Annotated in this window: 26 protein-coding genes; 12 read left to right on the forward strand and 14 right to left on the reverse strand. The window is 43.7% G+C overall.

Going from position 1 to position 26,469, the window contains the following annotated elements; genetic code table 11:
• Window positions 1–807: 807 nt before the first annotated feature.
• Window positions 808–2,409, reverse strand: coding sequence for a DGQHR domain-containing protein (locus tag F6K64_RS35055; protein ID WP_008189444.1), 1,602 nt, complete (start codon window positions 2,407–2,409; stop codon window positions 808–810).
• A 267-nt stretch (window positions 2,410–2,676) separates the two neighbouring features.
• The gene (locus F6K64_RS35060) at window positions 2,677–2,883 is read right to left on the reverse strand and encodes a hypothetical protein (protein ID WP_287254733.1); all 207 of its coding nucleotides are present in this window, start codon (window positions 2,881–2,883) and stop codon (window positions 2,677–2,679) included.
• 228 nt (window positions 2,884–3,111) lie between these two features.
• Between F6K64_RS35060 and dndC the strand changes: the two genes are divergently transcribed.
• The 3 genes from dndC (at window position 3,112) to dndD (ending at window position 7,512) form a co-directional block, all read left to right on the forward strand.
• A complete protein-coding gene (gene dndC / locus F6K64_RS35065; RefSeq protein WP_287267817.1) occupies window positions 3,112–4,662 on the forward strand; it encodes a DNA phosphorothioation system sulfurtransferase DndC in 1,551 nt (516 codons plus the stop codon).
• 21 nt (window positions 4,663–4,683) lie between these two features.
• Entirely contained in the window at window positions 4,684–5,271 is a 588-nt protein-coding gene (locus F6K64_RS35070; RefSeq protein ID WP_008189439.1) for a DUF924 family protein, read from the forward strand.
• A gap of 240 nt (window positions 5,272–5,511) precedes the next feature.
• A complete protein-coding gene (gene dndD / locus F6K64_RS35075) occupies window positions 5,512–7,512 on the forward strand; it encodes a DNA sulfur modification protein DndD (RefSeq protein WP_287267819.1) in 2,001 nt (666 codons plus the stop codon).
• Here dndD and F6K64_RS35080 read toward each other — a convergent pair.
• Together F6K64_RS35080 and F6K64_RS35085 are read right to left on the reverse strand one after the other, a co-directional pair.
• Window positions 7,502–8,020, reverse strand: a complete 519-nt coding sequence (locus F6K64_RS35080) for a hypothetical protein (protein WP_287250468.1) — start codon at window positions 8,018–8,020, stop codon at window positions 7,502–7,504. The genes dndD and F6K64_RS35080 overlap by 11 nt on opposite strands.
• Window positions 8,021–8,122: 102 nt before the next feature.
• Window positions 8,123–8,935, reverse strand: coding sequence for a calcium-binding protein (locus F6K64_RS35085; RefSeq protein ID WP_008189435.1), 813 nt, complete (start codon window positions 8,933–8,935; stop codon window positions 8,123–8,125).
• Between the two features lie 390 nt (window positions 8,936–9,325).
• Between F6K64_RS35085 and dndE the strand changes: the two genes are divergently transcribed.
• Window positions 9,326–9,721, forward strand: coding sequence for a DNA sulfur modification protein DndE (dndE, locus tag F6K64_RS35090; protein ID WP_008189434.1), 396 nt, complete (start codon window positions 9,326–9,328; stop codon window positions 9,719–9,721).
• Between the two features lie 43 nt (window positions 9,722–9,764).
• Here dndE and F6K64_RS35095 read toward each other — a convergent pair whose 3' ends face one another.
• Window positions 9,765–10,412 carry a DUF2062 domain-containing protein gene (locus F6K64_RS35095; RefSeq protein WP_081431929.1) on the reverse strand — a complete coding sequence of 216 codons (648 nt, stop codon included), beginning with the start codon at window positions 10,410–10,412 and terminating at the stop codon, window positions 9,765–9,767.
• A 192-nt stretch (window positions 10,413–10,604) separates the two neighbouring features.
• Entirely contained in the window at window positions 10,605–11,213 is a 609-nt protein-coding gene (locus tag F6K64_RS35100) for a thioredoxin family protein (RefSeq protein WP_008189429.1), read from the reverse strand.
• Window positions 11,214–11,480: 267 nt separating this feature from the next.
• Between F6K64_RS35100 and F6K64_RS35105 the strand changes: the two genes are divergently transcribed.
• Window positions 11,481–11,885: an NIL domain-containing protein gene (locus F6K64_RS35105; protein WP_008189427.1), complete on the forward strand. Its 405-nt coding sequence runs from the start codon at window positions 11,481–11,483 to the stop codon at window positions 11,883–11,885.
• A 94-nt stretch (window positions 11,886–11,979) separates the two neighbouring features.
• Window positions 11,980–13,317 carry a HEAT repeat domain-containing protein gene (locus tag F6K64_RS35110; protein ID WP_008189425.1) on the forward strand — a complete coding sequence of 446 codons (1,338 nt, stop codon included), beginning with the start codon at window positions 11,980–11,982 and terminating at the stop codon, window positions 13,315–13,317.
• A gap of 152 nt (window positions 13,318–13,469) precedes the next feature.
• On the opposite strand, the gene F6K64_RS35115 is transcribed toward F6K64_RS35110, so the two are convergent.
• Complete coding sequence (locus tag F6K64_RS35115) at window positions 13,470–13,589, reverse strand: photosystem I reaction center subunit VIII (protein WP_071986957.1); 120 nt, start codon at window positions 13,587–13,589, stop codon at window positions 13,470–13,472.
• Between the two features lie 1,200 nt (window positions 13,590–14,789).
• Between F6K64_RS35115 and F6K64_RS35120 the strand changes: the two genes are divergently transcribed.
• Window positions 14,790–15,281, forward strand: a complete 492-nt coding sequence (locus F6K64_RS35120; RefSeq protein WP_044495154.1) for a photosystem I reaction center protein subunit XI — start codon at window positions 14,790–14,792, stop codon at window positions 15,279–15,281.
• A gap of 139 nt (window positions 15,282–15,420) precedes the next feature.
• Window positions 15,421–15,900 (forward strand): recombinase family protein, encoded by a 480-nt coding sequence (locus F6K64_RS35125; protein WP_008189421.1) that lies wholly within the window; start codon window positions 15,421–15,423, stop codon window positions 15,898–15,900.
• Between the two features lie 21 nt (window positions 15,901–15,921).
• On the opposite strand, the gene F6K64_RS35130 is transcribed toward F6K64_RS35125, so the two are convergent.
• The gene (locus tag F6K64_RS35130) at window positions 15,922–16,056 is read right to left on the reverse strand and encodes a hypothetical protein (protein ID WP_267872107.1); all 135 of its coding nucleotides are present in this window, start codon (window positions 16,054–16,056) and stop codon (window positions 15,922–15,924) included.
• 125 nt (window positions 16,057–16,181) lie between these two features.
• Here F6K64_RS35130 and F6K64_RS35135 point away from each other — a divergent pair, with 125 nt between their 5' ends.
• The 3 genes from F6K64_RS35135 (at window position 16,182) to F6K64_RS35145 (ending at window position 17,576) form a co-directional block, all read left to right on the forward strand.
• Window positions 16,182–16,646: a hypothetical protein gene (locus tag F6K64_RS35135; protein ID WP_008189419.1), complete on the forward strand. Its 465-nt coding sequence runs from the start codon at window positions 16,182–16,184 to the stop codon at window positions 16,644–16,646.
• Between the two features lie 121 nt (window positions 16,647–16,767).
• Window positions 16,768–17,130 carry a zinc ribbon domain-containing protein gene (locus F6K64_RS35140; protein ID WP_229414748.1) on the forward strand — a complete coding sequence of 121 codons (363 nt, stop codon included), beginning with the start codon at window positions 16,768–16,770 and terminating at the stop codon, window positions 17,128–17,130.
• A 203-nt stretch (window positions 17,131–17,333) separates the two neighbouring features.
• Window positions 17,334–17,576, forward strand: coding sequence for a FeoA family protein (locus F6K64_RS35145; protein ID WP_008189415.1), 243 nt, complete (start codon window positions 17,334–17,336; stop codon window positions 17,574–17,576).
• A gap of 78 nt (window positions 17,577–17,654) precedes the next feature.
• Here the strand turns inward: F6K64_RS35145 and trpE are convergent, their stop codons facing one another.
• From trpE to F6K64_RS35160, 3 genes are all read right to left on the reverse strand, one after another.
• Window positions 17,655–19,187 carry an anthranilate synthase component I gene (gene trpE / locus F6K64_RS35150; protein ID WP_008189413.1) on the reverse strand — a complete coding sequence of 511 codons (1,533 nt, stop codon included), beginning with the start codon at window positions 19,185–19,187 and terminating at the stop codon, window positions 17,655–17,657.
• Between the two features lie 94 nt (window positions 19,188–19,281).
• On the reverse strand, window positions 19,282–19,710 hold the full coding sequence (locus F6K64_RS35155; RefSeq protein ID WP_008189408.1) for a photosystem I reaction center subunit II PsaD: 429 nt from the start codon (window positions 19,708–19,710) through the stop codon (window positions 19,282–19,284).
• 1,067 nt (window positions 19,711–20,777) lie between these two features.
• Window positions 20,778–21,722, reverse strand: coding sequence for a DALR anticodon-binding domain-containing protein (locus F6K64_RS35160; RefSeq protein WP_161603198.1), 945 nt, complete (start codon window positions 21,720–21,722; stop codon window positions 20,778–20,780).
• Between the two features lie 70 nt (window positions 21,723–21,792).
• On the opposite strand from F6K64_RS35160, the gene F6K64_RS35165 reads away from it, so the two are divergent.
• Window positions 21,793–22,494 carry a Crp/Fnr family transcriptional regulator gene (locus F6K64_RS35165; protein WP_008189404.1) on the forward strand — a complete coding sequence of 234 codons (702 nt, stop codon included), beginning with the start codon at window positions 21,793–21,795 and terminating at the stop codon, window positions 22,492–22,494.
• Between the two features lie 425 nt (window positions 22,495–22,919).
• Here the strand turns inward: F6K64_RS35165 and F6K64_RS35170 are convergent, their stop codons facing one another.
• The 3 genes from F6K64_RS35170 to F6K64_RS35180 form a co-directional block, all read right to left on the reverse strand.
• Window positions 22,920–23,456 carry an NADPH-dependent FMN reductase gene (locus tag F6K64_RS35170; protein ID WP_008189403.1) on the reverse strand — a complete coding sequence of 179 codons (537 nt, stop codon included), beginning with the start codon at window positions 23,454–23,456 and terminating at the stop codon, window positions 22,920–22,922.
• 839 nt (window positions 23,457–24,295) lie between these two features.
• Complete coding sequence (locus tag F6K64_RS35175) at window positions 24,296–25,078, reverse strand: ABC transporter ATP-binding protein (protein WP_008189402.1); 783 nt, start codon at window positions 25,076–25,078, stop codon at window positions 24,296–24,298.
• Window positions 25,063–25,605 carry a hypothetical protein gene (locus F6K64_RS35180; RefSeq protein ID WP_008189401.1) on the reverse strand — a complete coding sequence of 181 codons (543 nt, stop codon included), beginning with the start codon at window positions 25,603–25,605 and terminating at the stop codon, window positions 25,063–25,065. The genes F6K64_RS35175 and F6K64_RS35180 overlap by 16 nt, the downstream gene beginning before the upstream one ends.
• Window positions 25,606–26,469 lie beyond the last annotated feature (864 nt).

A 26,469-nucleotide genomic window follows, 5' to 3' on the forward strand; every position in this document is an offset into this window, starting at 1 on the left:
CTTTGTACAAAGATGGCCTTCCTTTGATGAAACGACTAATTCAAGCTCGTTGCTCTATTACTGCTCCTCCTACTCTTCCGATACCTCTCTAAACCTGACCAAACGTCTTTCCAAAAGAGCCACACCCAAATGATATCACCCCTGATTACGGATAAATTGCCCCCTTTTAATGGCTTGATCAATTGCTGTGTACTGCTCTGATTTTCCTGTGGCTTTAAACTCCAGTGCTACTGTCATCGATCTGTTGAGGCAGCATTTTTAGACTAGCTATTATCTGATCAAATGTCAAGGGTTTAGGGGAATAAATTCCCTGGGTAATCCTCTCTAAATTTTCGTTAAAATGTCCTTGACAAAATCTTGATAATCTGGTCGATAAATGACGGTTACTATGTCAGTTTACGTCTGCGATCGCTAGCCTGGTAATCCCATCTAAATTTTTGTTAAAATGTCCTTGACAAAATCTTGATAATGTGGGCTATAAATGACTAGAAGAAGGCAGAAGGCAGAAGGCAGAAGTAAAGGAGTAAGTTTTCAAGGGAGAAGGTTTTTTATAACTAATTATCCGGAGATGATATAGCGCTACGCGCAAGTCTCAAGTAAGAAGTCAGAAGTCAGAAGTAAGCTATGACTAAGTTTCGGAGTTTAGTAATGTCAAACATCTGAATGCGTAGTGCTATATTAAGTCCCAGGGTCGAAGCCTGTGCCACGGCTGACCGCTGACCGTCAAGGGGTTAGGAGAATAAATTGCCCAGGGTCCAAAGCCCCTAGATGAATCTAGGGGCTTTGGACGCGGTGTCACTAATTCCGTTACAACTGAGGTGGTAATCCTACCTCCTTCGGTTTCACAAATTTGCCCTCAAAGCTGATCGCTTGATCCTTGCTAACACTCCTGGCATTAGCCACAGCGATGCGCAGTTGAGCACGTTCCATACGCTCTGTAACACCACCCAAAAGATATAACATCACTTTGCAGGCTAACTCTCGTCCAGAAACTAGTACTCGCTTTCGATTTGGCTCATACAAAATGCCGTACCAAGGGGATTGTGGGTGATCTATCTGACTAAAGCCACCCGAACCATCGTATTTTTGAAGTTTCTCGAAGATGGTTTTGAGAGAGAAATCCTGGTTAAATACTAGAATACCCAAAGCTTGAACTAGGGCGATTTGTCCTACTGGACGAAATAGCATGTTTCCTTCTCCTCCACCCCTTTCATGGTTAAACCGACGCAGTTGAGGTGTTTCTTTTCCATGTTCGAGCTTTTGATAGCTGGGTAAACTAGCTAGATAGTCGAAAAGCTCTGTCAATGTCTTAGTTCCCATCTCTAGCTCTTCATCTTCAGGACGCATGGGAATTAGACCTTTCTCACAAGGTTTCCAGTGAGGGAATTGGTAGCCCAAATACAGCTCAGATATATGTTTGAGAGCTTGTAAAGTAGTCAAGACTGTTGACTTAGCTGAAACCGTAGCACTATCCCAATTAACCCGAGGATTACGATTTTCCATCTCCCTCAGCAGAGGATGACTCATGGCAATTTTTCTAGCAACGATTGAGAAGCCATCGTCTTCATTGAGCAACGCTAGTTGTCCTTTGCTCAACCTTACTGCCATCAGGTTAACGTGAGCAAAGATCGAGCGGATGCGTCGCCGTGCTTCTTCACGAGTTTCTCCCTGAACCACAGCAGGAATGAACTCAATACCAATTTTTTCTGTGGCTAGACTTTGCAGATAACCTGGCGAGATGTGATACTCCTCCATCAAGTCATCAACTGTAATCAGGGAGCCGATTGGCTTTTTGCCTTTGCTATATTTCTGGAGCGTACCGATTTTAATCAATTCCATCAGAGCCTGGATTCCCATCAGTCGATGCTGACCGTCTAAGGCAAAAATTGAAACATGGTCTGAAACATCAAGCAGTCCGACTGTGCCATCTTTATCTAAACTGGTGAACTCAGCTGCCGACTGGAGAGCGCGTTGATTCTTATCCCAGTGAGCAGCCTGGGCATTATCTACCCAGCCAGAGCTAAGCACTACCAGGACTGGGGGAAACTTGTGAGTTTTGCGGGCTGCTAGATATTGAGCCAGAGCAGCTTGACGTGACCAATCAAGAGGACGCTGCTGAAGCGCTTCTATAGTATCGGCATCTCTGACGATATTGTTCGTTTGTTGATCAAACTTTTGCTGAAATAGCGGCAGTTGGGAAGCGTAGCGAACCCGAATCGCTAACCATTCCAGAGTGACTGAGCCAATAAATGCCTCTGTAGTGCCCATGTGAGTTTTCTGCACCAAGATTTGATCGTTTCTAGCCAGATGCCTATCGAGCAATAACGCCAGCGCCTGTCGATCTTGGTTTTCTTGTTCAAGAATTTGCTTGGCCAGGTCATTGGGATGATTTGCACTTTTGATCACCATAGTTTTAAACCCATAATGCTGCGTTGTAGAAGCTATCGATAAATAGTAAGCATTCAGCTATCAGCATTCAGCTATCAGCATTCAGCTATCAGCATTTAGCTATCAGCATTCAGCTATCAGCATTCAGCTATCAGCATTTAGCTATCAGCATTCAGCTATCAGCATTCAGCTAATGCGCTACCTCCCAGCGTCGAAGCCTGTGCCACGCTACTGTTCGCACAGCGTGCCCGTAGCGCAATCGGTGCTTTTGAATAAAATATAGCGTTTCTAGGATTTATGAGGTACGCTTTTCAACCTCAAAGTCCCCCTTGATAAGGGGGATTTAGGGGGATCCCTTTGTACCTCATGGCATAGAGAATTGCTATAAGCTGTTCCCGTAGCATGAGCCTTTAGCTGACGGCTGACCGCTGATGGCTGTTCGCGTAGCGTGCGCGTAGCGCATATGCTTACGATAAATATTTTTAAGACTAGCACAAGTTTTTAAGGATCAAATTAGCTTATTTCCCTATACTCGGGCTTCGATAGAGTAAAACTATTAATCATACCATTTTAGGAAGAAAAACGTTAGATCCACTGTCAAGAAATTTTATTCAAAACTTGGGATAAGCTCGAAAAAAGGACCAATCTGCCAAGCCTTGTCTTAGCAGAGAGTCAGCACCCCGCTCTTGCCTAGAGGGGGTTTCCCTACTGCGGTGAAGTCAGATGAATCAGGTCAAACTCTCAGAAAATAAGCCAAAAAATCGCACTGTGGCTGAGCTAGTGGAAGAGATTACTGCTCTGACCACTGAAATTCAACAGTTATACTGCTTAGACGCAATTCCCTGGGTGATAGGGTATAGTGGTGGCAAGGATAGCACCGCAACTCTACAGCTGGTATGGAATGCGATCGCAGCTCTGCCACCAGAACAGCGAACTAAGACTATCTATGTCATCACTACAGACACGTTAGTAGAGAATCCCATTGTTTCAGCTTGGGTTCGCAATTCCCTAAAACAGATTAAGTTGGCAGCTGAAGCTCAAGGATTGCCCTTTGAACCCCATCTCTTACAACCGGAGGTTAAAGAAACCTACTGGGTAAGTTTAATTGGTAAAGGTTACCCAGCTCCACGGGGTAAATTTCGCTGGTGTACTGAACGTTTGAAAATTAAACCCTCTAACCGTTTTATTCGGAATGTTATCCGATCTAGTGGAGAGGCTATTGTTGTTTTAGGCACTCGCAAAGCTGAAAGCCAACAACGGGCAAGACGGATGAAAAAAATGGAAGCTAAACGAGTACGTGCTCGTCTAACTCCTAATATGAATTTACCAAACTCCTTGGTTTATAGCCCCATTGAAGATTGGCAAAATGATGAGGTTTGGCTCTATCTCATGCAATGGCAAAACCCCTGGGAATACAGCAATAAAGACTTATTTGCTATGTATCGAGGGGCTAGTGCTGATAACGAATGTCCATTAGTTGTGGATACCTCTACTCCTAGTTGTGGTAGCTCTCGTTTTGGTTGCTGGGTTTGTACACTGGTGAGTCAGGATAAATCCCTGACAGCAATGATTGATAATGACGAAGAAAAGGAATGGCTGGAACCTCTACTGGATTTGCGCAAGGAGTTGGAGCCTGGAGAAAACCGTGAGCGACGAGATTTTAGACGTAGCAATGGTAATGTCCAACTGTATGAACGGAATTTAGATGGACAAATATCTGTTGAGCCGATTCCTGGTCCTTATACCAAAGAAGCACGGGAGTATTGGCTGAGGAGATTGCTTACTGTTGAAACTGACGTTCGTCAGAATTGTCCAGAAAATATGGGGGACATCACGTTGATTAGTAAAGAGGAACTTAGTGAGATTCGTCGCATCTGGCTAGAAGAAAAACACGAATTTGATGATAGTTTGCCCCGCATCTATGAAGAAGTTACTGGCGAACCCTTCAAAGACATCCGTCCTGGCGCTGAAAATCGTTTGCTTGGTGGTGATGAGTGGCAGGTCTTAGAAGAAATCTGTGACAATGATGCTATGCATCTCGAACTAATGGCAAAACTGCTAGACACAGAACGCCAGTATGTGACTAGGTCTCGTCGTATTGGGATCTATGAGGCTTTGGAGCGGTGCTTTGACACTAGTTCTCGGTCTAAAGAAGATGCGATCGCTAATGCTCACTTGAAACGAGATTTAAAAACAGCTGCTGATGAAGGGGATGTTGACACTGTCAAACAGCTGGCTTGGGCAAACTTAAAATTTCCAGTCCAGAATTCGTAATCATTCAAACTAGAGTAACTTATGATCAAGGCTTTGGATAGATCTAATCAGATATTAAATTTTTGGTTTGGTAAGCCGGATGACGCAGATTATGGTAAATCCCGCAAAGTCTGGTTTACTAAGAATCCAGACTTTGACCAAGAAATGCGATCGCGTTTCCTCGACATCTATCAACAAGCGGTGGCTGGGGAGTTAGATAACTGGCAAACATCACCCTATAGCTGCCTAGCGCTAATTATCCTATTCGATCAGTTTCCTCGTAATATGTTTCGGGGTCAACCCCAAGCTTTTGCCACTGACTCCAAAGCCTTGTCTACTGCCCAGTATGCTGTTGATCGAGGCTTTGACAAAGAACTCTTACCAGTTCAGCGGTGGTTTATCTACTTACCCTTTGAGCATAGCGAAAATCTCGAACATCAGCGCTACTGTGTTGAATTATTCTCGACTCTTAAGGATGATCCCGATAGTGCCAGTACAATTAATTATGCCTATCGTCATCTAGAAGTGATTGAACGTTTTGGTCGCTTTCCCCATCGTAATAAAATCCTTGGTCGGATTAATACTCCAGAAGAGGAGGAATTTATAAAGCTGCCCGGTTCATCATTTTAGGGTTAATTATCGAACGTTAACTCTGAACGGTTTCACTTTCGACGATTAACAGCAAATATAGCGTTTCTCATAGTTATGAGGTACACAGGATTTTTTCTATGTTCCCTATTACCTAATCTCTATAATTCCAAAGGTACCTCACCTATTGAAAAAATGCTATAAAGGCCAATAAACAGTTATTATTTTGTGGTTCTCGATCTATGTATAAACTTTGTAATCAACTTCGTACTTGAGAAACTGGTGATTTTCCTTGAACTTGTCCTAGAAAACTTTGGACCCTATCTCGGGCGTCAGGTAATCAATCTCTGTCCAAAAAGGGATGATAACTCTCGACCTATTATTCTAGTCGGTGGTATGAATGGTGGTGGCAAAACCACTATGATGGATGCGATTCGTCTGGCTTTATATGGACACCGCGCTCAATGTTCCACCCGTGGCAATTTGAGTTATAGCGACTTTCTAACTCAGTCAGTCAATCGCAATGCCTTACCTATTGACAACACCCGAGTGGAATTAGTTTTTGAACATATCGAGAACGACCAGCCCATGGAGTATCGGATTGTACGCACTTGGACAAAAAAACCGAAAGATGGTAAGGATAACTTAGGCATTTTAGAGGGAGACTGGCTGGATTCTGCCCTAACCAATACTTGGGACGAGTACATTGAAAATCTCTTGCCCTTAGGAATATCAAACCTATTTCTTTTTGATGGGGAACAGGTTAAAGAACTAGCAGAAGTGGAAGCACCACCCCCGGTTGTTGTGGAAGCGATTCGATCATTACTTGGTCTAGAACTTGCTGACCGCTTAGCCATTGACCTTGATATTTTAGTGACGCGCAAACGTAAATCTATGGCGAATCAACAGCAACTGTCTAATTTAGAAGATATCGAAAAAAAGCTCTCCTCTCAACAATCAGACTATGAACTAGCTAAACAAGAGTTAGCGATTACTCAAGAGCAGCTAGAACAAACCAGAGAAAAACAGCAACAAGCGTTTGATAAATTTGTCTGTGATGGTGGCAAAATTGCAGCCCAACGGAACCAACTAGAGAGTCAACTCCATAACTACAATACTAAAGCTGAACAAATTCGTGAACAGATGAGGGAATTAGCAGCTGGTATTTTGCCTCTATCGTTAATTGAACCCCTACTTACCCAAGCCCAAGCTCAAGCAGAAAAAGAATCGCTAGCATCACAGGCAAAACTAGCTAGAGATATTTTACAACACCGTGATCAACGTCTGATAGATTTATTGACTGCTCTGAAGTTGCCTGCTAAAAAATTTGATAAAATTAAAGCGTTCTTGGAAAAAGAAAATCAACAAATAGAGCAAGAGGCTGGGGAGGGTAAAGACGCTTGGTTAGGAGCTGAGGAAGAAATGTTTCATTCCCTAACTAATCTCTTGACTTACTACCAACCAACTCAAAAGCAATTAGCTGAAGAGCAATTAGTTAAGCGCCAAAATCTGGAAGCAGATATTAATGCCACTAAAAGACAACTAGCAACAGCTGCTCCTCCGGAATCCTATCAAGAACTCGAAGATGCACTAAAACAGGCACAAACGGAATTGGCTCAAGCTCAAGCAGCTTACGAAATCGCCAAACGCCGCTGCGATAAATTAGGATATGCGATCGCACAAACCAAAAAAGACTTAGCCAGGTATGGTGAAGAAACCATTGACCGCAAAAATGATCAGCATATGCTTACAGCATCTGCTAAAGTCCAACAGAGCCTTAAGGTTTTCCGGGAACAGTTAACTCTCAGAAAACTGAATAAATTAGAACATGAGGTAACCGAATGCTTCCTCTATCTCCTCCATAAATCTGACCTAGTCCATCGAGTTGCCATCGACACCAACAGCTTCAGCCTATCCCTGTACGACCTACAAGGAAAACTTGTACCGAAACATCGTCTATCGGCTGGGGAAAAGCAATTATTAGCGATCGCATTATTGTGGGGACTCGCCCGTGTTTCTGGACGTAATCTACCCGTAGCCATTGATACCCCCCTCGGACGATTGGATTCGTCCCATCGCAGCAACCTAGTGGAACGTTACTTCCCCGCCGCCTCCCATCAGGTGATTCTGCTGTCTACAGATACCGAAATTGGTAAGGTCGAAGCTAAACAATTACGAGACGCTGATGCGATCGCACAACAGTATTTGCTAAATTATGACCCAGCCAAACATTGGACAACCGTGGAATCGGGTTACTTCTACTCAGAACAGGTCACGGCATGACCATAAATGTTGTTGACTTTGCATGCAATTTGTCTTGGAGTGCTTCTGGGACAGGGTCTAACGTAATCCTGTATTCTCCTTCTTGCTCCAAGGTGATGCTAGGACCTGGTTGATAGGGCTGACTAGGATCCGCAGTAGGATCCAAACCCACCCTCGGATAGTTACAAGAATCGTCTTCCCCTGGTATGGGATCACAAGGGTAATAGACAACTGGACTTTGCACATCGACCATGAGTTGTTTTTGGCTACCATCTGGTAGGTAGACAGTCATTCTCAACGGAATCGGCTCTAAGATATTGACAGGCTCGCCAACAGCTTTAAAAGCGAATTGGACAGTTTCCCCAGCAGTAATTGGTTGGTCTGTATTTGGGACTAGCTGGATGGTAAGAGGTTTTGACAGTAACTGTGGTTCTTCAACTAACTCTTTTGTATTATTATAGCAGCCAGCAGTAATCAATAACGGGCTAATCAATAGGGCAATGGCGAAGACAGTTTTACGAATGTACATGGAGGTAAATCCCATCGGTATTTGCTATCAAAGACGCCAAGTTGCCCTAAAAAGTTCTAGTGACTGCTGAGTACTGATAGCTGAATCTTGATATTCAGATGGCTATAGTTGTACATCCATTAAGGTTGCCAAAATATCACCACTTTGGGCAAATACCAAGGTATTATTTCCGGAAACAGTAAAACTGAGTTCATTATTTTGGAAGACATCTTGACCTGATTGGAAGCCATGAATAGTAACTGCTCCCTCACCCTCTAACAGCAAAAACTCGTCAATACCACTGCCAGCGAAAACAGTATCATTCCCGATGCCAGCACTAATAAAATTATTGCCAACTCCGGCAAAAATTAAATCATCACCGAAGCCAGTCGTAATTTGGTCATTACCACTGCCAGCGTAGATCGTATTGTTACCGGATTGAGCATCGATCAGGTTATCTCCCTCTCCTGCGAAGATAACATTATCACCAAATTTAGTAGTAATTGTGTCATCCCCAGTGCCCATGTAGATGATATTGTCACCAAAGAGAGTAGTGATAACGTTATCCCCCTCACCAGCAAAGATTTCATTATCCCCCCTTTCCGTAAAAATTGTGTCATCCCCAGCACCAACAAAAATCTGATTGTTGTCACTTTTAACCAGGCTGATTTGGTTATTCCCCTCCCCTGCAAAGATTAAATTCTCATTACTTTCAAAGACTGTAATCACATCATCGCCAACGCCTGTGTAGACAGTATTATTGCTGCCCATACCTAGGCTAACCCGATCACCCTGATTGCCTTCATTGGCGAAGATGGTATTATTCCCCCCTTGGAAAACGGTAAGATCGTCCTTGCCAGTGCTAGCGAAAATAGTAGTGTTACCACCGCTAGCTGAAATTATGTCGTCACCCGGTGTACCGAAGATTGTTTTCATGATCAAAAGCACGCGAAACAGTTTCGAGAATGTTACAAGTCATCGCCCAAGCTGGCGTTGTAGGAGCGCAAAGCTTTTAGCCGCTACTAATTCCCATGACAAGAATTACAGCGCCAGCATTAGACATTGATCACTTTTTTAGTTGAGTAGTAGTAAACAGCAAAATTTTTATTCTACTGAAAAAATTTTAGGTGAAAACCCATAGAGCTTGATTAAATGTATAATTAACTAGGTGAAGATTAATGTAAAGATTCAATAAAGATCAACGTCAGATAAGACGATCACTTAAGGTAAGTAAATTCCCTTCTACCTTTCACCTTTAACCTTTTCCCAAAAAGGGTGAAGCAATATTTGAATCAATAGTTGAAGCAATTAAGCATTAATTTATTCATGCAACCGCCAATAAACCAGATCACACTTTCCCAAACTGCCAAAGACCAACTGATTAAACTCAAACGTCAAACCAAAATCCCTCAGTGGCATGTTCTTTGTCGCTGGGCAATCTGCCGTTCCCTCGCCGAACCGACAATGCCCTCTCCGGTTCCCATACCTGCCGATAGTAACGTCGAACTCACTTGGAGCGTTATGGCAGGAGATATGGCTGATATGCTCCTGATTGCTCTCAAACAACGCTGCCATAACGATGGCTTAAGTTTGGAACAAGAAACCCTAGCGAATCAGTTTCGCCTTCACCTTCATAGAGGTATTGGTTACTTAGCAGGGGATACCACTATTAAAAAAATTGAGGATTTGATTGCCGTGGCTGTTATCAAGGATGAAATATGAAGTGTGAAGGATAAAGTGTGAAGTATGAAGTCTTACTTAGCACTCAGTACTTAGCACTCTTGGACTCAGTACTCAGCACTGAGGATTCACAACTATAGTGCTCAATGCGGTGCGTTCCCGTAGCGGCTCTTCGAGAACATCGCTTTTTCTGATGCTGCAAGGAACGATTTGTCCGCAATCGATGGATCAGCTGCACACTCAACCAATAACTAACCACAGCACAGACCAATCCAACTGCGAAACAACCAACGAATAAGGTTAGGATAATTTCTGACCCCAATTCTGTAAATTCCTGCCAAGATTGGAAACTCACATTAGCCAATTCATCCTGGTTCAGTAGCCATTCACCGACGTGAAAGTTGAATGCAAAAATCGGTACATAAGTCAAGGGATTACTAATCCAAGTTCCAGCAGTAGCAGCTATTTTGTTACCTCGCAATAGTACCGCCAGCAAAATCCCTATAATTAACTGGAGACCAAACAGCGGAAAGAACCCAGCAAACACACCACATGCTAAACCTCGTGCGATCGCTTCTGGTTTTCCTTGCATACGAACTAAGCGCCAATATATGTATTTTAGGCGTCGTCTAAAAGTTCCCCTCGGTCTGATCGACTTTCGTTTACCTAGCTCAAGGGGTTTGGTGGCTGAGGGTAAAGGCTGTGGGTAGCTTGACAGGGATTTTCTAGACATTTTCGCAAATCAATCAGCAACCCTCTAGCAACTGGGGCAGATTATTCTGGGGCAGATTATTAGTCAGCAGCTAATCTTTACTGTAGCGGAAAATCAGCTTCAAGGGCTAAAGCCAAAGGCCAAAAGGGGAAATAAAGCTGCAAAAATCTTAAGAAATTCTATGCAAGCTTGTTGCCTTTTACCTTGTGCCTTTTACCTTGTGCCTTTTACCTGACTACCATGGCTACGAGGATCATCTTGATTCGTTATTGTAATTGATAGGGAATCGTCAATATCCGAAACCGTACCACTAGCTTGGCTATAGGGTAATGGCACATGGGTTACTATTGCATCTAAGTTAGCTTCGAGTACTTGACGGGGTTGTTCTCCAATAGTTTGGGCGATCACTGTGCTGGCTTCATCAAAAAACACAAAATGAGGAATACCATCTACTCGATACTTGACCAGTTCTGGTAACCACTTGCTGTTATCCACATTCAGCATGACAAAATTGACTTTGGTTTTATACTGCTGTTTCACTTCACCCAAATCCTTTGCCATGGCTTGACAGCTGGTACACCAGTTTGCATAAAACTCCATCAAGGTTGGCTTGCCATTGCTCAGTGCAACCTCTAGAGGGGTAGATGCTTCGGCTTGGGCTTCCAAGGAACCGAGACTAGTCTCAGTTTTTAATCCCAAGAATAGGGCAATACCCAGTGCGATCGCTACTAGGGCAATTAAAAAGTTTCTGATCCGGCTGCCACTAGTGGGTACTGAAGGGGAGGATGATGGTGTAGTTGAGTCTGGTGAATTAATAGCCATCTTGCTACAACTTTCTTGGTACAACTTTATAATTGTTTACATTTTACAACAACAAGACTTAGGCACCAACAGCCTTAAAACCCGGTTTCTCGTTATAAATCCAGCAATAGTAGGGTTTGGGGCGTAACTTCTGAGTAACTTAGAAGTAGATTAGATTCAAACGTTTTTTGTTGACGGTTGACGGCTGACTGTTGACAGTGAACTGTAAACAAGTGCAAATGTTACGTTTATTTTTACTGGCCTACTGATAAAGTTTGACAAATCACAATGAAAAAACGGGTAACCCTGACCTTTCCCCGACGGGCGATTCAGATGCCGGTGGCTTACCGACTGGCAAAGGATTTTAATGTGGCTGCCAATATTATCCGGGCCCAAGTTGCTCCCAATCAAATCGGCAAACTTGTGCTAGAGTTATCTGGCGACATTGATGAGTTGGATGCTGCGATTGAGTGGATGCGGACGCAAAACATTGATGTTTCCCTGCTAAGTCGCGAGATTTTGATTGATGAGGATAGTTGTGTCGATTGTGGCTTATGTACTGGGGTTTGTCCCACTCAAGCCCTGATTCTTGAGCCAGAGACATTCAGACTGAAGTTTAAGCGATCGCGTTGCATTGTCTGTGAGCAGTGTATCCCCACTTGCCCTGTTCAGGCCATTTCTACAAATTTTTAAGATTTCAGACGCCTTAAGCTATTGCCCAACAACCCTGTCTTCAGGCACACTTTCAGATAAAATCAACTAAATATCAACCCCAAGAGGAGCCCTCATGAACCCAATTATTATTCTTATTGTAGCTATACTTGCAGCAGCCGTTGTTGGGGCAATCGTATTTTTTGTACTGCAAAATAAACTGGATTTTCTATCCGAACAAACCGACAGAAAATTAGAAGTTTTTCAAAATAAGTATGAGACTAGGGTACAACAAAGTTCTCAAGCTCTGCAAGAAAGTTATCGAGAGCAGTTAAATCATAAAATTGCCGAAGTCAAACAGCAGTTAGAGTCTAGCCCTGCTCCTCCTGCCCAATCTTTACAGGAAAATTATCAGGCTCAGTTAACCGAAACCACTAATGAGCTGAAGCAACAACTTGATGCTAGTCTTCTGGAAACTGTCCAATCCTCGGAAGCAAGATATCAAGAACAATTGACACAAGCTACCCATCAGTTAAAGGAAGAACTTGAGTCTAATTTTCGCCAAGAGCTGCAATCTGCTGCTGCTCCTGCCGAATCTTTACAGGAAAATTATCAGGCTCAGTTAACCCAAACCACTAATGAGCTGAAGCAACAACTTGATGCTAGTCTTCTGGAAACTGTCCAATCCTCGGAAGCAAAATATCAAGAACAATTGACACAAGCTACCCATCAGTTAAAGGAAGAACTTGAGTCTAATTTTCGCCAAGAGCTGCAATCTTTGGAAGCGAAATATCAGGCTGATTTAGAGTTAGCCCATCAAAAAATTGCTGAATTAGAACAAGCTCATAAATCCCCAATACCAGACGAGGTTAATAACCTAGATGAAACAGAGGAAACTTCAGCGCAAACTGGTAATGAATTAGTCGAATTATTACAAGAGGCAGAAACAAATCAAGACGAGCCTCAACCAGTGGTCAAGGACGAAATGTTGCCTGAGCCGAGTCAGCCAGAGCAAACAATGCTGACAGAAACCCCAAGTATTACTGATCAGTCCAGCCAAAGTGATCAGGACTTGGATGAAACCATAACTGCTTTGGGAAATTATGCTCAAGCCAGGGATATTCCCCAGTTAAGTAAGTACATCAATCATCCTGAAAGCCTTATTCGGGGCTCAATTGCATCAGCCTTGGGTAAAATTGCTGCGGGTCTTGGACTCAGAGCCGAAATTCAACAGGCCATACCGCTGATCGGCAAATTGATTCAAGATCCCCAACCATCCGTGCGACAGTCTGCTGTTGAAGCCCTGAGTAATATTAAATCTGAAAAAGTTATACCCTTGCTTGAAAGGGCATTAAGGGATCCAGATAGTAATGTGGTTAAATCCGCCAGTGCTGGGATTAGTCAGTTTAAGAGTTATCGGCGAACTCCTAAGCCCAAACCTGCTCAGAAGACTGTAAAGCCCTCTAAGCCTTAACGAGTGCTCTAATCGAAAAGCATAGCCCAAAACCCTAGGGATGTGGGGATTGATCACCCTTTCTCGGGAGTCAACCCCCATGATTGAGTCCCACTCTCACCGATACTCCCTTGAAAAAAGGGGGCTGGTATCCTGCAGGACTTCTAGCTTGTTTAGTCAGCGTCGCTTTCAATGTGGATAAACAAAAGTCCCAAAACTACAGTAGGCATAACTAAGCCTATGAAGGGGACTAGCATCGTTGGTAAGAAAGAAGCTGCGTATGCGCCTGTCATATCTTATTTTCCTATTTGCCTATTAATACAGTAACAAGTTGAACCGATACTTTTTAGCTACCAAAGTCTACCAAGATAGACCAAGGCCCGCCAATGCAAGATGCTTTCGCATCTAGGGGGTATCTCCGCTCTGACGGAATATCCCGCGAGCGCCATAAAAATGTCAAAAAAGTTCGTTCCACCGGGATAGAGAGCGCAACTATTAAACCCTTGGTTTTCGGCTTTAATTTAAGTTACATAATAATCCCTGTCGGTGTTACCCTAATTTAAGTCTAACAAATAATCAGAGTTTTTGGTAGACTCTGCGACATTTTCTCTAGCTGTTTACTAACCTTTTACCACACCAACCCAATTAAGAATGGTGTTGGTTGCCGGTTTGATCTCAAGCAAGCCTCTACCTACCTAAGTAAGTCTCGGTCTTACACTGCCGAGCCAGGGCTTTGCTCTATATTTAAAGAGCCAGCACTGTTATCCAGATGACTGGAACACGGCAGATACCCGCTTACTAGAGGGGTAGATTACTATCGATTTTTTCGACAAGTTAATCCTATCACGCTTCAGGACTATGAAATACCAAGATCTACCTCGGAATTTCCCATACAACCTGTGGCAAAAACCTGATGATTGCTTCTGCCCTTGCTGAGTCTTTGATAGAGTCAATTCTAATCAGTCTGCCATCCCTCTATTGACATCAACACCTGTCGTTGACCTAGACAAAAGCACACAACTCCATTCAATTTGGGTTAACTTCCCGTTTCACCTCGTAGCATGGGAGGGGTTATCCCAACCTGCCCTTATACCAACGACCCAGTTTCTTCAATGGCTCAGATTACTGGAAAGTTTATGCCAGTCGGATAATTATTAAGATTTTTAACAAAAGTTGACCGAAATTCTTTACAAAAATTAATTACTTTTTGTTACAAAAACCAAAGAGACTGAAAGGGGGTTAGTCATCAAAACCCTTGGTTTTAGGTGATTACAATGGTTTTACAAAGGTTATATTACGGTAAAGAACTAAAGCTAAAATTTTTGCCATTGACTAAAAAGGTTAATAAAAAGAACAATATCTCGTATAATTCGTTACGAGAGGATGCGCTTCTCAGCGACGATTACTCGCGCTGATTCTTTCAGTTCCTTTTCTCCCCCCTAAAGTATGATTACTCAAGGGGTTTATCCGATTTGATAGGAGATAAATTTACAATGACGATGGATGTAATTAACCATGGTGGAGATCCCCAAGTGGGTAATCTAGCCACCCCAATTAATTCCTCTGCTTTCACAAAAGCTTTCATCAACAACTTGCCAGCCTACCGTCAAGGGCTATCAGCCAATCGCCGGGGTCTAGAAGTTGGTATGGCTCATGGCTACTTTCTGTATGGACCGTTTGCCTTACTAGGTCCGTTGCGTGGGACAGAGTATGCCAGCACAGCTGGTTTACTGGCAACAGTTGGCTTAGTGGCTCTTCTGACAGTTGCTTTATCTATTTATGGAGCGGCTGGCTCCGGCAAACCTAAGGCAACATTGACCACACCCAATCCACCAGAAGACTTAGGAACTAAAGAAGGCTGGAGTGAATTTGCCAGTGGTTTCTTCCTTGGTGCTTGTGGCGGGGCAGTTTTTGCCTATTTCCTATGCCTGACACCTCATCTAGCGCCACTGCAAAAGATTGCTAGTGGAGTATGGTCCTCTTAACTCTGACTGGAGACAAGAGTTTCTGATCGCGCAGGGTCGGCGAAAGCCGATAGCTAAGCAAGAGAGTAAGGTTAGTGGACAGTTACTAAAAGTGTCATATAGTCTACCAAAATCTACTAAGGTTCGGTAGACTATAGTGATGGCACTAATACCACTCCGTAAGGCGGTCGAACTGACGGGACTTTCCAAAAATACTCTTCGGAAATATGCCGACAATGGCACGATCAAATGTGAACGAATCCCAAGCGGCTACCGGCTCTTTGACACGGAAAGCTTACTCAGCCTCGGAAAAGTACCCATGGCTCAAACTGCTACTATCTGTTACTGCCTCCTCAGCAGCAGAAAACAGTGGGATCACCTTGATCGACAGGTCGCTGATCTGCATTCCCTGTACCCAGAAGCGGAAATCATCCAAGACATCGAGTCAGGTCTCAACTACAAACGCAAAGGGCTTAAAACCATACTGGAACGACTTATGCGGGGCGATAAGCTCACAATTATTGTTGCCTGTAGAGACAGACTTACCCGGTTTGGGTTTGAACTCTTTGAATACTTGGTTAGAAGTTACCGTAAGAGTAGTGCAGCCTTTATAGTTGGTAAATTATGCAGCATAGGGTAAAGGTTTTGTAGTAAGGCTGCACTACTCTAAGGTTTCATCTCCGGTCAGTCTCAACGGTGGAAAACTCGTGGTTCTCAACGACACTAAAAGTTGTCTAGAATGAGAACTTACCGCCGCTCGCGAACCATGACCAAAGGTCAATCTTCTGTCCATCATTCACGTCTTCTCTTGTAGAGTCCACGGACAATGAAAGTACGGTTCAAAAATCAAAGAAGATCCGACTATTCCTAAACGCTGATCAACGTGCAACTATTCGCCAGTGGTTTGGAGTGTCCCGTTATGTGTTTAACAGAACCGTCGAAATACTTAAGGATGGCGAGGTTAAAGCTAACTGGAAAGCCATCAAAACTGACATCTTAAATAGCCTCCCTGAATGGTGTAAGGAAGTCCCTTATCAAATTAAATCTATAGGGATTAAGGATGCTTGCACTGCGGTAAAGGAAGCTAAAAAAAAGTACAATAAAAGTGGGCAAATTAATCGAGTTCGTTTTCGTTCTAGGAAGAACCCTTTTCAGTCTTGCTACATTCCAAAGTCGGCTGTTTCAGTCAAAGGTATTTATCACACTAAATTAGGTAAATTAACCTTTGCTGAAACACTACCGGATCAGATCTGTGACTGTCGATTAACTAGCACCAATGGGGACTATTACCTGGTAGTTCCCCACAAAGTAACTAGAAATAAAACCGAGAACCAAGGTAAGGTAGTTGCTCTTGATACCGGTGTCAGGACTTTTTTGACATTATGAGCGTGAAAATTATGTAGGCAAGATCGGCCATGGTGACTTTTCCAGAATTCAGCGTTTATGCCACCACTTGGATAATCTGATCTCAAAAATCAGTAAGGCAAAAGGTAAGCAGAAACGTCGAATGAGAAAAGCGGCTAGACCGATAGTTATTAGAATACAGAATTTAATCAACGAGTTGCATCACAAAGCCGCTAGGTTTCTGGTAGACAACTTTGATGTAATCTTACTTCCAACCTTTGAGACATCTCAAATGTCAAAACGACAAGATCGGAAGATTCGATCAAAGACCGTTCGCAATATGCTCTCCTTTGCTCACTACAGGTTCAAAGAGTTCCTCAAGCATAAAGCATTTGAAACGGGTAAAACTGTTGTTGATGTTTGTGAAGCCTATACCAGCAAAACTGTTAGCTGGAGGGGTGAATTAGTCAAGATCGGCGCGAGTAAAATCATCAAGTCAGGAATTGATGGCCAAAAGATGGATTGACCAAAGGTCACGCTTCGCGAACGAGATCTAAATGGCGCTCGTGGAATATTTCTTCGTTCGCGCAGCGTGGCCTACGGCCATGCTTTGGTAGATACACCCTGGGTGAGAAATCACCTTGCATTGGCGAGCTAAGGTCTGCCTTTGGTAGACTTTGGTAGCTAAAAAGTATCGGAATTTTCTCAAACCAATTATTAATTAATTAAATGACTTTAGCCGAATTAAAACCTGGAAAGCTTGCCATTATCGAGAAAGTTCAGATAGGTTTGCAAGTCGAAGGTCTCGCCAATCGACTAGAAGCAATTGGCATTATTCCTAATCGACAGGTACAAGTGTTGCGCTCAGCCTGGTTTGGGGGACCGTTGCACATTCGAGTTGGTTCCACCACAGAAGTAGCTATCCGACGGCAAGAAGCTAGCATGATTCTAGTTAACCCTGTGAAGGAATAGTTAGCGGTTAGCGGTTAGGGGCGATTTTAGCAGTAAGCTATCGTCCCGTTCCCTGCAGGGGCGCGCCTAGCTGATAGCTTACTGCTCAAAGTCTAAACAGCGGATAGCCTCTAGTAAGCCTCTAGCTTTATTGAGGGTTTCTTGATATTCTTTTTCTGGGTCAGAATCTGCTACCAAGCCAGCACCAGCTTGCACTGACACGGTATGTTTACCAGAACCACATGGGCGAACTACCATAGTCCGGATTGCGATCGCACTATTGAGCTGACCTTCAAAATCGTACCAGCCATAGACACCCGAGTAAGGCCCGCGACGTTCTGGTTCCAGTTCCTGAATGATTTCCATTGCCCGAATTTTGGGGGCTCCACTCACTGTCCCCGCAGGGAAACAAGCTTTCAGTAAATCCCAAGCTGTTTTACTAGCATCCAGCTCCCCTACTACATTGCTAACAATGTGCATGACGTGGGAGTAGCGCTCAATGAGCATCAGTTGATCCACTCTGACTGTACCACTCTTGCACACACGACCCAGGTCATTCCGACCCAGGTCAACCAACATAATGTGTTCGGCAATTTCCTTTGGATCTTCGAGTAACTCCTGAGCTAGAGCTTCGTCTTCTTGAGGAGTTTGACCCCGACGTCGAGTTCCAGCAATTGGTCGTAACGTTGCCTGGATTTTTTCCTCTGGGGAAGCTGTTGCCTTAACCATTACCTCTGGGCTAGATCCAATGATTTGCCAGTCCCCAAAATTAAAATAAGCCATGTAGGGGGAGGGATTAATCAGCCTTAGGGAACGGTAAAGGGCAAAAGGGTCACCTTTGTATTCTGTCGAGAGGCGCTGGGATAATACGACCTGAAAGATATCCCCAGCTCGGATATAGTCTTTCGCTTTTTCGACATTAGCGCAAAACTGGGACTTGTCTGTATTGCTTATATAAGACAGTTCTTGAGTACCACTATTTGGAGGTGTCCATGGGAGTACTGTGTCCTTACCTAAGAGCTGCCCTTGCAGTTTGTTGACCAGAGTACGAACGCGATCGCATGCTTTTTGATAGGCTGCCTCTAAATCTCCTTGGGCCTGTCGTAAATCAGCATAAGCGATCACCCAAATCTTACGCTTGACCTGATCAAAAATAATCAGGTTGTCCACTTGCATCCACAATCCATCGGGCAAGTCATTGGACTGTAGAGGATAAATTGGCACACGGGATTCACAAAAACGAATTAACTCATAACCCCAGAAACCGAACAAACCCCCAATTCCTGGCGGCAATTGGGGTAAATTTACAGGTTGATAGGATTTCAGACAATTCCCTAAGGTTTCAAAGGGGTCTCCCTCAAATACTGTTACTGACCCATCCCGGTTGGTCTGAGTCGTGCGATTTCCCCTAGTTTCCAATACCCACAGGGGGTCACAACCAAGTAAACTGTAACGTCCCAGATTTTCACCACCTTCTACCGATTCCAACAAGAAGCTGTAGGGTTGACCAGCACAGACCTTATACCAGGCAGAAACTGGCGTTTCTAAATCCGCCACCCACTCCTGGGTTACCGGTACAAAATTACCTTGTTGAGCTACGGTTGAAAATTGGGAAAAATCTGGGAAAATCATGGTCTTTCTCAGCTCAAGGTTGAAAATTCGGCAAACAGCTGAAACTGTTGGTCACAACGTTCAACTTTTTCCCCTTTACCTTATCACTGATTAATTAAACCTCGTAAGCTGCCTTCCCACTGAACTTGATAGTTGCAGGTTCTGGGTTGCTGCCAATATTGCGGTCTATTTTCCCTGCATAGGGACGCCCTTCGTTGACTTTCTCTGGGAATACCCCATCTGCAGGATGCAGAAACTGGATTTCACCATTGGGATAAACCCGGTAAATTTTATAGTCTTCGATTTTGGGCTTAAATTTCGTCCGCAGTTGGGTTCCCAATGCCAGACACTGTTCCTTACGAGCTAAGTAGAGCAAGTTTTCCCCTTCATTCATGATGGCAGCCCCACCAGTAGGCATTTCAAACACTTGCTCTTTTGAGCTTGTCCAGGTGATAGCGTATTTTTCTTCAACTTCAGCTTTGGTCAGCAATCCGCCAGTGCTACCACCAAATATGGGAGTTTGTCCCGTCAGTTCTTCTGCCATAGTTTTTTTCTCGTGTCTATAAATAAGGCATTCAAGGGAATGCTATCATCGACTTCATACCTGTCTGGCTACTTTGTCAAGAACTGTAACAGTTCTTTAGCTATTCGTGATTTTAGTCATTGGTCTTAGTGATTGGTCTTAGTGATTGGTCATTTGTGATTTCTTCTGCCAAGGGACTTCCGGCTGATGACAAAGGAGCTATTACAAACAAAAACAAGCAACAACACACAAAATAAGCCCTAGTTACCCGTCAAGGCAATGACATGAGGCTACCAACACCACCCTACCCTGATCGTTGTGGAAATTTTGCCAACCTTAATTTTCTTTAACTGAAATACTCCTATACTTGCCTATCTGGTAATTTTGGGCTTATCACCAATCCCAGCCTCATCAATCCCAGCCCTGGCTATTGGTAATGGTCAATTATTGGCTTAGTTGACACTCTCCGCCCGCTTATGGACGGGGATTCTTAGTTCCTCGACATGCCTTAAAATTAGCTATCCGTCAAAGGCAATACTTAAGCCAAATATCCGTTTAAGAACCAAATACCTAGCCTAATTTAACTAACCCCAGTGGGCTTATCTCCCTAAGCGTTGAGTTTCCTCAGTTTCCGTGTGCCCCACGGTACTTTTTATCTTTTAAGGTTTACTTTACTGGTTTGCGGTATTTGTTAGGATCCATACGTTTTTAATGAGGTTTTTCGCGCCTCAGGTGCTAACATCGCTTTACGTCGTGAGGTTATGACAGTACCGACGAATCCTGTCTGTGTTAGGCCACTCTTCTATTCTAGTAATTTTATTAAAAGCCGTCGAACGAAGGACGGGGCTTGAGACCCATTTTTTTTGTCAAAGAGCCCGCCTTTGGGCATCAAGCCAGCTTTGCTACTGGCGGTATCTGCCTCGGCCAATTAAATCAGAAAATTAAATCCGGCAATTAAATCAGAAAGGGAACCGACGACTGGCCGTGTTTCGTCTCGGTTCCCTGACTGGTTCGCTCCTCACACATCCGTAAATATACCGAAAACTTTCTGGATTTGTCAACCCCTTTGGCAAAATTTTTTTTTTCGGTCAAAGTTCACCTGGTGCAAGGACACCTAGTTGGTCTTCTAGAAGCGATCGCAAGACTACTTGAGTTACTCCCACTAATCCTAACCTTGCTTGAGCCAGCCTAGGGGTCTGGTGTTTCACCTCCCCCCAAATGCGACAGCTACGGTAGAACTGCTCAAAAGCATTGCTCACAGAACTTGCCAATTTTAGCCAATGCTTTGATTCAGTTCCACTAAAGTAGTCTGTCAAGTCCATGATTTGACCAATCAAAAGTCTTTCTGCTGGATGGACCAACTGTATAAGCGGCTGCTTTGTTCCTTTTCCTAAGTCGTCTTTTAACCAGGGAATTGGATATGGCACAACTATGAGTCCCTTAGAGGTTTTCAAGTCCATACTCTGAATCTGGATTAAGCCCTGGCGATGAGCCAAGCCCAGGAGTGAGCAGCAACGAGCATGGGCATACTGAACTCTAAAGATCTTGGAAGTATCTTGTGAGAAGAGTGCTGAGTGCTGAGTGGTAAGTTCTAAGTAGGGCAAGAGATTCTTTTGACCTTGTTGAGGGCGAAAGCTAATCAGGGTGTCTGTTGAAGGTTGAATCCAATCTTGTAACCAAGTTGCTAACCCCTGATCTGTCAGCCAAAAATTAATCCAGCCTGGGGGAGCTACTTCAACCTCGAATTCGATCAAGTTTTGTTTCCCAGCATCTTGAGTTATGGTTGGCAAAGATACAGTTAACTGATGAGCAATGGCGAGAGGACTTTGCTGCATGGCGCGAGAAAGCTTGAGAGCGATCGCTGAGCGATATGCTACACCAGTATTATCTGAGCACCTTTCTAAAGGAATCGTTTCCAATATCAACTGGGGAATACCAGAATATACTATTGCTCTCGATATCTGTTGTTGTAATCGGGTACTCAGAGCAGCAGAATTACCTGACAAATTTACGCGCCATGAGCTACTTCTCAAGGTATTTTTTGTTACTTTGGACTCCATGTAAGATCTAGATAAACTTGTGTATCCATCAGGCTCGGAGCTTATGTATTCACCATCCGACCCATTAGAGGCATCCCGACCCTTTGTAACTTGGCAAAGGATCTTAGATTGGGGACAGGAACACTACCGTTATAGGACGTTTAGCAAAGATGAGCGGATTCCTACCCGTCCTGGGTTGTTGTATTTGGTAGAGCGGGGGGCAATCCGTTTGGTGGGTACTTCTCAAGTCAGCGCTAGCCCCAATTTTTCTGGAGCTCAATGCTCCCATCAGAATATGGAAGAAGCGTTTTTAGGATTCATTGGTGCCGGTCAGCCCTTTGAAATTGTTGCCCTTTCACCCTTCACACTTCAGGCTTACTCCCACGTTGAGCAAACTGCTGTGGTATGGATGTACTGGGATGACTTAGACAACTGGCCACACTTCCGACGGGAGATCTTAGATGCATTTAGGCTTCAGCATCAACGCAAACTCCTCTGGCTGAGTACCTTAGGACAGCGACGAACCATTGATCGGCTCTTGGGATTTCTCATATTATTGGTTGAAGAGTTCGGGGAACCGTGTGAACAAGGTTACTGCTTACCATTTCCCTTAACTCATGCACAAATCGGTAGTGCCATTGGCTCCACCCGCGTGACTGTCACTCGGTTGATAGGAAAGCTTCGCCAACGGGGAATCATCAACACTCAGAAGGATAATTTAATTTGCTTATCAGGTGACTCAGTACCTAAGATAACTCCTAATTAGGTACACTTGTAGATGCTTGTGTTCGAGTAATTGCAGTGGAAATCTAATTTACTGCCAAACTGGCAACACAGCCATGCTAAATTCCTTTTTAATAAATATATACCTAACAGATCGCACAAATCAGCCATCCTGTGCCGTAATTGATGATCAGCTTGGTTGTGCTGTGAGGGGTAACACCCTTCACAACACAGCCAGTTTTTTTTATATAAATGTTTTTATGGCAATGGGTGTAATGGTGTTTCCAAATTTCCAAATTTGAGGGACAAAGCGATGCAGCGCTACTGGCTGCTCCGTTCGCGTTTGGCCGTAGGCCACGCGGGGCGCGAACGCGCCCCGCGTCGGGCAAAGCCCGAAATTGCTATACTTTGCCCACCCTACTTTAATTGGTATTTTTTTTACACCCAAGTCCCTAACCCGATTTGCGCTTACCTTAACTTCTGAGTATTTGCTACCAAACTTTCAGCAAATTTATCGAAGCGCTCGGAGAGTTTTTTATCCAAAAGCTTGCCATCTTCACCAAAGGCTTTCCAAGCCTGACCAATGGCAATCTGCTCTGGAATCACCCAACTATGTACCCAGCGCATAATTATCCGTAGGTCATTGAGAGCGTTACTATTAGACTGACCCCCCAATACACTAATCAAACCGGTAACTTTCCCTTCGAGATGTTCAAAACTCATCAAATCTAGGGCATTTTTAAGTACACCACTCACACCACCGTGATATTCCGGTGTTGCCAGAATTAAGCCATCGGCTTGCTTCACGGTTTCCTGTAATCGGGTGACATCTGGATAGTCTGGATAGTCACTATCACCAGTGCAAAATGGTAATTGCATCTGACGCAAGTCGAGGATTTCAGTGGATACACCATTAGCTTTCACTCGGTCTATAGCATGCTCTAGAGCCTGATAGCTATAGGATTCAGGACGTAAACTACCACTAATTCCAACAATGTTCACCATCTCACTAACCTCTGTTTAACTATAGTGCTGATTGCTGAGTGCTTAGTACTGAGTACTGATTGCTGAGTGCTTAGTCTGGTTGACTGTCAACCGTCAACCAAGCTGAGTGCTGAGTGTTTCAGTAGGTTAGGTGCGCTTTCCCATTAAGAATTAAATTCGCTATAGGTGCGCGCCTCCAAGGGCGCGAGGGATTGCTCGCGCCCTTGGGTCGCACCTTCGCGTCGCACCTTAAGTTGTGATTTTTTGTCGTGAAAGCTACCAATTATCAAGGAAAGCCAATTTTATACGTAGTCGTTATGACTACGTATAGTCTAGCAAGTTGGCAGCAACTTTGTCAAACTCCTGTTGTAGCAGATCGGAGTATGTCGATCATGACCGCAACGATAAATTCGACCATCATGCTTTGACCGATAAGGCATAGGTGGGCTTTCCGCATCTAATTATTAAATTCGCCACGGGTCGCACCTGATCATTTTGTTGTTTAATCGACAGGGCATCCAGATCAGCCCCAATGGGTATAGCACTACGCGCTACTGTTAGGACATTCCTAAACTCCGAAACGTAAGTAATCGCTGACTTTTAGGTGCGACCCGTGGCGAATTTAATTCGCCGTTCGCGCCCCGCGTCTCCTACGGAGAACGGAAAGCGCACCTTTGACTTCTGACTTCTAACTTCTGACTTGCGCGTAGTGCTATAACACAGGTCCTGGTCGTTGACTAGTAATTAGAGCGGCTTAGCCTAGAGCCATTCAACGTACAGCCGTTATGCCTAAAGCCATTCAACCTACAGCCAACGAACCTAACCAAATTCATAAATAAAAACAGTCTCTTGACCTATAGTCAACCTATTACTTGAATTGGACCGGTGGTACTGGCACTAAAGAATTGCTGCACTAGAGGATTATCTGTGGTATCTATCTCCCCAACGCTGCCAGACCACTGTACTTTGCCTTTGTAGAGGAAAACAACCCGGTCAGCGGTGCGGCGAATTGTACTCTCCTGATGGGTAACCATTAGGTAAGTACTACAAGCGTTTTCTTCCCGTTGTATCTGGCGCACTAAATCTTCAATCACTGTTGAGGCGATCGGGTCAAGTCCAGCGGTTGGTTCGTCGTAGAGTAACACCTCTGGGTTGTCCCTGGGATGATCAGGATTAGAAATGATAGCACGGGCAAAACTGACTCGTTTGCGCATACCTCCTGATAACTCAGCTGGGTAGCGGTCTCCAACACCAGATAACCCTACCATCTCCAGGCTTTGATTGACCAATTTCCTAATTCGATGATGTGGTAGTTTAGAATGCTGGTAAAGCAAGAAACCCACATTCTCTTCCACCGTCAGCGAGTCAAACAAAGCTGCCTGCTGAAATACCATACCAATGCCAATGGGGTCTTGAGCATCTTCTATTAAACCGGAGCGCCGTTGCCCTTTAACATAAACTTCACCAACATCAGCAGGTAGTAAGCCAGCAATAATCCGAAGAATTGTTGATTTGCCAGTTCCAGAAGGACCAATAATAACTAGGGCATCACCCTGATAAATTTTCAGATCCAACTGATTCAAAATGACATTGCTTCCAAAGGATTTGCTCACTCCCTTCAGTTCGATCAATGGTTCTGGCATCGGATATTTCTGACATTTTTCATTGTCTTCTCCATACAATGTATAACCTCTTCATCAAAAAGCACTACTTTTTGATAATCAGGAAATTCTCCTGTATGCAGGCGCACAGCCACTTGCCCTAACCCTTCACTAAAGAGAAGTTGCTTAAACAACAGGTTGTCTGTAAAGGACATAATGTGAGCAGCAATCGCGCACTCGCCTTCCCAGCCAAAGTCCACATCTAGTTTAACGTGATGCCTTTCATGAATACATCGGTAAATTAAGTTGACGTCCTTACCTAGTAGATCTGATTCATTATATTGGGCGCTGATTTTAACATTTCCTTGTTCAAAGTCAGCTTTGATGTCATTCAGACATAGATCTGGTCCTCTAAAGTAGGGTTGGTAGTCAACGTACTCAAAATTGACCCCTTGCAGTTCTACCTTTGCTAAGTCAATCACAAATTGACGAAACTCTCTAATTAAGGATAGAGGAGCTTCATAGGCTGGAGCTGTCATATAGCCCTTGGCTAATTCTTCAATTGTCATTATTATGATCTCCTCCTGTGCATAAATTACCTGCTAGGAATTTTTGTAGAACTTCTGCATTTACACTCTTATTAGAGGATAAGTGATATAGTCAACTTATTAATGGGGGGTGAACCCCCTGATAGGGTAAGTCCTATCTTGGCAACAAAGAGTTAAAGCTTCCGTGTTAAACTCGTAACACTTGGAAGCCAATTTTGGTTTCTTCTAAATTGTGATATTTCTTGACAATAAAGACGTCGCGACAACCACTTAAACAATCTTGAAGAATCAGCAAGATTTCAAAAAGCTTCCCGTGAATTTACTTAAAAGTTCTCTGGAATACTGCGGGAGCTTTACCTGATTTTTATTTCAGAGCCACCCTAGCTGGTTCTTTAAGCAATCTGACCCTGACAAGCGCTTTATTAATAATATCTGAATCATTCAAACCTCTTGAAGAAGCAGTTAAATTAACTCTTCCCGCTCCGGTCATCAGTAATAACACGTACATAGCTCATACTCACTCAATTTCGGTTACTTCACATTAATTCGTCCTAACAATCTATGCACCGAAAATCTAGCTGTTGATGCCATAATAACTATGTGCTTACGGCTAATCAACGATAGGATTGTCTATGGCTTGATAAATATCGCTTATTATTATTTATATCCAGAGAAAAGCCAATCTATAATCAGTGAATTTACGGAATATTATCTTGGTTTACAGGGAAAATGCCTAGTATTATCAATAGCTGTAAATGTGTAAGGATTCAGGTAGGGGCTTGACAAAGTCCGGGATGGAGCTGGAGAATCATCAGAAGAATGTGTAGCTTCTCACTAACCCCAGACACAGTTCAGTATAACCAGTTGTCCAAGGAAGAACTGGTG

The sequence above is a fragment of the Moorena sp. SIO3A2 genome (genome assembly GCF_010672265.1).
Taxonomy (GTDB): Bacteria; Cyanobacteriota; Cyanobacteriia; order Cyanobacteriales; family Coleofasciculaceae; genus Moorena; species Moorena producens.

Coding starts and splice junctions, on each gene's coding strand:
- F6K64_RS35055 (WP_008189444.1), bottom strand. CDS start 2,409: ATGGTGATCAAAAGTGCAAATCATCCCAATGACCTGGCCAAGCAAATT.
- dndC (WP_287267817.1), top strand. CDS start 3,112: ATGAATCAGGTCAAACTCTCAGAAAATAAGCCAAAAAATCGCACTGTG.
- F6K64_RS35070 (WP_008189439.1), top strand. CDS start 4,684: ATGATCAAGGCTTTGGATAGATCTAATCAGATATTAAATTTTTGGTTT.
- F6K64_RS35080 (WP_287250468.1), bottom strand. CDS start 8,020: ATGTACATTCGTAAAACTGTCTTCGCCATTGCCCTATTGATTAGCCCG.
- F6K64_RS35085 (WP_008189435.1), bottom strand. CDS start 8,935: ATGAAAACAATCTTCGGTACACCGGGTGACGACATAATTTCAGCTAGC.
- dndE (WP_008189434.1), top strand. CDS start 9,326: ATGCAACCGCCAATAAACCAGATCACACTTTCCCAAACTGCCAAAGAC.
- F6K64_RS35095 (WP_081431929.1), bottom strand. CDS start 10,412: ATGTCTAGAAAATCCCTGTCAAGCTACCCACAGCCTTTACCCTCAGCC.
- F6K64_RS35100 (WP_008189429.1), bottom strand. CDS start 11,213: ATGGCTATTAATTCACCAGACTCAACTACACCATCATCCTCCCCTTCA.
- F6K64_RS35105 (WP_008189427.1), top strand. CDS start 11,481: ATGAAAAAACGGGTAACCCTGACCTTTCCCCGACGGGCGATTCAGATG.
- F6K64_RS35110 (WP_008189425.1), top strand. CDS start 11,980: ATGAACCCAATTATTATTCTTATTGTAGCTATACTTGCAGCAGCCGTT.
- F6K64_RS35115 (WP_071986957.1), bottom strand. CDS start 13,589: ATGACAGGCGCATACGCAGCTTCTTTCTTACCAACGATGCTAGTCCCC.
- F6K64_RS35120 (WP_044495154.1), top strand. CDS start 14,790: ATGACGATGGATGTAATTAACCATGGTGGAGATCCCCAAGTGGGTAAT.
- F6K64_RS35125 (WP_008189421.1), top strand. CDS start 15,421: ATGGCACTAATACCACTCCGTAAGGCGGTCGAACTGACGGGACTTTCC.
- F6K64_RS35130 (WP_267872107.1), bottom strand. CDS start 16,056: ATGATGGACAGAAGATTGACCTTTGGTCATGGTTCGCGAGCGGCGGTA.
- F6K64_RS35140 (WP_229414748.1), top strand. CDS start 16,768: ATGAGAAAAGCGGCTAGACCGATAGTTATTAGAATACAGAATTTAATC.
- F6K64_RS35145 (WP_008189415.1), top strand. CDS start 17,334: ATGACTTTAGCCGAATTAAAACCTGGAAAGCTTGCCATTATCGAGAAA.
- trpE (WP_008189413.1), bottom strand. CDS start 19,187: ATGATTTTCCCAGATTTTTCCCAATTTTCAACCGTAGCTCAACAAGGT.
- F6K64_RS35155 (WP_008189408.1), bottom strand. CDS start 19,710: ATGGCAGAAGAACTGACGGGACAAACTCCCATATTTGGTGGTAGCACT.
- F6K64_RS35165 (WP_008189404.1), top strand. CDS start 21,793: ATGTATTCACCATCCGACCCATTAGAGGCATCCCGACCCTTTGTAACT.
- F6K64_RS35170 (WP_008189403.1), bottom strand. CDS start 23,456: ATGGTGAACATTGTTGGAATTAGTGGTAGTTTACGTCCTGAATCCTAT.
- F6K64_RS35175 (WP_008189402.1), bottom strand. CDS start 25,078: ATGCCAGAACCATTGATCGAACTGAAGGGAGTGAGCAAATCCTTTGGA.
- F6K64_RS35180 (WP_008189401.1), bottom strand. CDS start 25,605: ATGACAATTGAAGAATTAGCCAAGGGCTATATGACAGCTCCAGCCTAT.